Raw genomic sequence first — 4,826 nt, 5'->3', positions numbered from 1 at the left:
AAAAACACATCAGTCAAAATGTTTCAGAACGTCCGCTTCGTTTCGGAAAGCGGCTGCAAAGGTAAGGACTTTTTCATCAACTCCAAACTTTTCAAAAGAAATTTTTGAAGTTTTTTTTCAAACCCCGACCAGGGCAATATTCTGAAGAACTCTGCACAACCCAAAACTCTGGAAACCAACCCTTCACCACCACTCACCTGCGCTATTGGTTTAACCCCTCATTCCCTGATTGCGGCTGCAAAGATAGAACAATTTATACCCCATCTCCAAATTTTTTATCAACTTTTTTTAGAAAAAATAGACTACACACACTCAACAAATTGATAACCAAAGGATTTACCTTGCAAAATTATTATACACAAACCTACGTTATAAGTAAAATAGGGAGTAACCCATGTTTTAAAAAGGGAGAAGAAAAGAGAAAAATAAAAAATCGGGCAGGAATCGACAAGTCATTCCTACCCAATAAAACACGAATCACTTCAAATGACTTTCAATAAAACCGATAATCTCCGGGTCGGACGGACGCGGAGCATCCACCGTGATAATCCACCCTTTCTTGTCGAACATCATAAAACGGGGGTATCCGTTAATATTGTACTAATCGCAAAAATTCTTTTGCAGGAATTGCTTCCACTCCGGCTTGTACTTTTCCAGCTTTGTTTCCCACGCCTTACAGTTAGCATCCACAGAAATGCTGACAATCTCAATACGAGGATCGTTTCCGAAATACTCTGCTACTTTTTCCATATAAGGAATTTCCTCACAACGGGGACCGCACCAGGTTACCCACACGTCCAAATAAAACCGCCTTGCCTTGTAGGTCTGAAAACTTAGAGACCTTTCCGGCAATAGGAGCTCTGGCGAGTGTCGTCTTGCTTTTTCTGAACGACCGACCGGTGGTGTCTGACGAGCCTGCGAGGAGTTCCGCCGGTCAGTGAAAGAAAGGGCTAGACGACCGACAGAAGCGACCGGGTCACCAATTCCGATCGCCAAAGACGAATTAATAACGAAATAAATCCACATTTAGAGTAAACATATATATAAACACCAATCAACATTTATTACTGAATAGCCTTAAAAATCTACTATTGTAGAAATACTAAGACAGCATAAAACTCACTGAAAAAATATATATTATCAGGAGGATACAAAAAAAGGACTGAATAACGTTTTATTGTTAGACAGTCCCTTGCAAACATACTTTCTCCGCTGGAAGCACTATCTATCGCGTCAGTTCTTCCAGTTTATTCAGCAATATCTGACCTCTCAGATTCTTACCAACAATCTTTCCCTCTCTGTCAATTACAACAATAAAAGGGATAGCACTGAACTGATAAAGTTCTTTCACCTCTTTACCAGCCTGTGGAGCCAATACCTGGCACCAAGGCATTTGTTCATCTTCCAAAGCTTTACGCCAAGCTACTTCATCTTTATCGATAGAAACACTCAGGAACTCAACGCCTTTTTCATGATAAGTCTCATAAGCCTTCTTTACATTCGGAATCTCACCCCGACACGGGCCACACCAAGAAGCCCAAAAATCAATCACAAGCACTTTCCCTCGAAAATCAGACGGTCCCAACTTACTCTTTCCATCTGCTGTCAACAAAGAAAATTCAGGAGCGGGCATTCCTTCATACAACCGTTTTTTCTGTTCTAACGTAATATTGAAATTCCTTACAGCCTCGCTATTCGGATAAGCTTCTGTCAATTTTTTCGCTATACGCTCCACCACTGCATTGTATTTATCATCTTGCAATTGTGAAAGCAATACCACCACAGACTCCCGGTCAGCATATATATCAGCCCAATGACTGATACAATCAAAATATTCTGCACGACAAGCATTTCCCAAAGTTTCATTTAATTCCCGCTGTGTCTCCGCCGACAAGTCTTTGCATCCATACAGTACTCTACCGATATCACCTACCATTCTCATGAAACGCATAGACTCCCAATTCAGTACATCCAACACTTCATTATTGGTTCCCCCCTTGACAGCATAATAGGCTGGACGCATAACCTTAAATTTCGATGTCCCGAAACCAGGGAAATCCACACTCACATCCTCATCACCGAGCCATATTGTCGCTTTTTGTCCACGTTGACAATCCAACTCGTACAAACCCGGATTCTTTACAGTCACCTTCATTTCATAAGTTCCGTCACTCTGAATAGTACAGGAATCTATCACTTGTTTGGAATGTCCTTCCTGTTTCACCACCTGAACCACATTCTCTCCCGGACGTAATGCATTTACCTTACCGCTGATCGTAACCACCGAAGACTGTTTTTTATACTTCTCAGGATGACGGATACGATCGGCAATACTTTCAAAACTTTTCATCATCTGTATATCTGACGGCTCTGTAGATGTCGACAATTCTTTGGCTCTACGCTCCATCAATACTGCAATTGCTTCACGAAAAACCGGGTCCTGGCATTCTACATTCAAGCGTACTCCCCAGTTGTAGACGATAAAATCCGACATGCCACCTTTATCCAAACGCTCTGTAGCCATCTTTATAAACGAAGCCCAATCTCCCTGTTTTTCCGCATAAAACATCCGGGCATCCTCCACAATATTCTCCTTGCCGCCGACATCACTCTTCATCAATCGTTTGACATATTTCTCAAATCCTTTCTCATCAAAAGTACCTTGTCCCTCTTTCTCTTTCCAATAACGGTATGCACCTGAATTGTACAACGAATATATTTTTTTATTCACTTCCTTTTCTCCCAATGCTGCAATAAAATCCGCCCGATGTTTATACACATATACGGCCGTCTCATCGTCAACATCCTTAATATATTTACGGAAAAGATCCCAATATTCACGTTCTGTCAATTTGTTCTTATCCAATGTTTTGAAATAGTCCACGCAAATATTTTCCGCTTTCCGGCTCTCGGATGCCAATGACAACACCTCCATATAAGACTGAATGAAAGCAAGCTCACGGTTACCGGAAGCATACTGCTCATTCATCCAGGCATATCCTTTCCTCTCAACGGCCCGTTTCCCTTCCGCCAGCAATATTTTGAGATCAGGAGCACCCACTATCCGATGAATCACATCTCCCTCAGTATTAAAAAACAGCAAGGTCGGGAAGGCATTCACCCCCCATTGTTTGCCCATCGTTTTTCCTTCTCCTGTACCCATATCCATCTTCACATTCACAAAGTGTTCATTGAAATAATCTCCTACTTCTTTCAAGGTAAAGACCTCTTTTGACAAACGCTTACAAGGTACACACCAATCGGTGTAGCAATCCATAAATATGGTCTTACCTGATTTCTTCGCCTCTGCCAATGCCTCTTTCCAGGTTCCGTTGAAAAAACGGATGCCGGCATCGACAGCCGCTTGTTTATCCGACGTTTCCATTTGTGCCTTTATTGCTTTCAAATCGGCTGTATTCAAGCGGATAGTTTGGGCATCTACTCGCACGCCCCCTAAAAATGCCATTATGCTAAAAAACGCAATTAAAAAAGTTGATTTCATCATTTTAAATATTTTTAATGTTATTGTTTTTTCCACCCCATATCCATAACACGTCCGAAACCGTCGTAACTTTTCTCAGAGCTTTTATCCACTACGCCACTCGACGGATCTACACGCAATTGGTAAACAACCCCCTCACCTGCAATATCGGCAGTCGCAATATAAATAACCTCACAATCATTGACAGGCTTGTTACCACTTGCACCATAAAGGTATTTTTGCAAACGGACACAAGTAATTTCCGTCCCCGCAGGCGCTGTCCATACAGGAGTCGCTTTCGCAGGCACTGACTTATAATCAAGCAAATACAAGGTATTTCCACTTGCATAATAAAAAATCTCTCCTTTATAACCGGCAGTCACGGATACCACTTTTTTATCCAAACCTTCACAACCGCCAAGGTCGTATTTAGCTTTACCGATAGCATTCTGAGTGAATATCCCGCAAAAATCAGCAACGAGCAAATAATGATGTCCCGAAGCATCTTTCATCAGAATATGCTCATAATTATTACGTCCGAAATCGCTGGCAACAAGTTCTAATCCGACTTGATTACAATCGAATGCGGCCTCTTTACCCTGCACCGAAAAATCAGACAATGCCGAACCGTTATTTTTCAGGCAGCGGAATTTTTGTGTCGACTGATTGTAAACAACTCCCATATAACCCGCAGTCGCCATTTGGGCACACCAGGGTGCCAATTCTCCACTCTCATCCTTACAAGGTACTCCGAATTTAAGCGTGTTCCGATTCGACCCCATCGAAGAAGCATTCAAACCATACCCCTTATTGTCATTTACCATGAATTCACGCCGTCCGGAAGATACTGTAAAACAAGTGATATTCCGTTGGGCAGGCACTTCATAAAAAAGATTGTCAAAAGTATAAAGCGACGTAAAAGAAACAGGGTCAACACCCATTATTTCCTGATCAGAAACAAGATAAACGACTTCCGGTTTCGTTGACATGGAATAAACGACTCGTACCGGCTTGCCATTCATAGCCTCCCCATTCAAAGAAGAATATACATCCAAGGTTATCTTTTCCTGTATAACATCAGGTGAAACCAGGTCATTGGCAATCAAACCGACATCGGTTTTCCCATTCCGCTCGTACAACACCATCCACCCCTCGCTCAAGCCAGCATGTACTTTCAGATTGAATTTCATAAAATCATCCGTTTCCGTCTGTCTGTTATGGACGGAAAAAATCAATGTCCAATTGATAGTCGGCAAACTGACCGCTACGTTCAACTCGATTTCAGTTGAAAGCGTATCGCTGGAAAGAATAGGAGTCGTCGTTTCTTGCTGTATGGCTACCCATT

The 4,826-nt window shown here is 42.1% G+C and carries 3 protein-coding genes; all 3 read right to left on the bottom strand.

Annotated elements, in window-relative coordinates:
* Positions 1 to 600: 600 nt before the first annotated feature.
* On the bottom strand, positions 601 to 801 hold the full coding sequence (locus tag WS42_RS15715) for a TlpA family protein disulfide reductase (RefSeq protein WP_140403412.1): 201 nt from the start codon (positions 799 to 801) through the stop codon (positions 601 to 603).
* Positions 802 to 1,225: 424 nt separating this feature from the next.
* Positions 1,226 to 3,505 carry a TlpA family protein disulfide reductase gene (locus tag WS42_RS14240; protein ID WP_046403794.1) on the bottom strand — a complete coding sequence of 760 codons (2,280 nt, stop codon included), beginning with the start codon at positions 3,503 to 3,505 and terminating at the stop codon, positions 1,226 to 1,228.
* A 17-nt stretch (positions 3,506 to 3,522) separates the two neighbouring features.
* Positions 3,523 to 4,826: PKD-like family lipoprotein (locus tag WS42_RS14235; protein ID WP_046451315.1), on the bottom strand; the 1,304-nt coding region annotated here is incomplete at its 5' end.

It is taken from the genome of Odoribacter sp. N54.MGS-14, assembly GCF_000980295.1.
GTDB classification, from domain to species: domain Bacteria; phylum Bacteroidota; class Bacteroidia; order Bacteroidales; family Marinifilaceae; genus Odoribacter; species Odoribacter splanchnicus.
The sequence above is the reverse complement of the archived record's forward strand: the minus strand, read 5'-3'. Positions and strand labels throughout refer to the sequence as shown.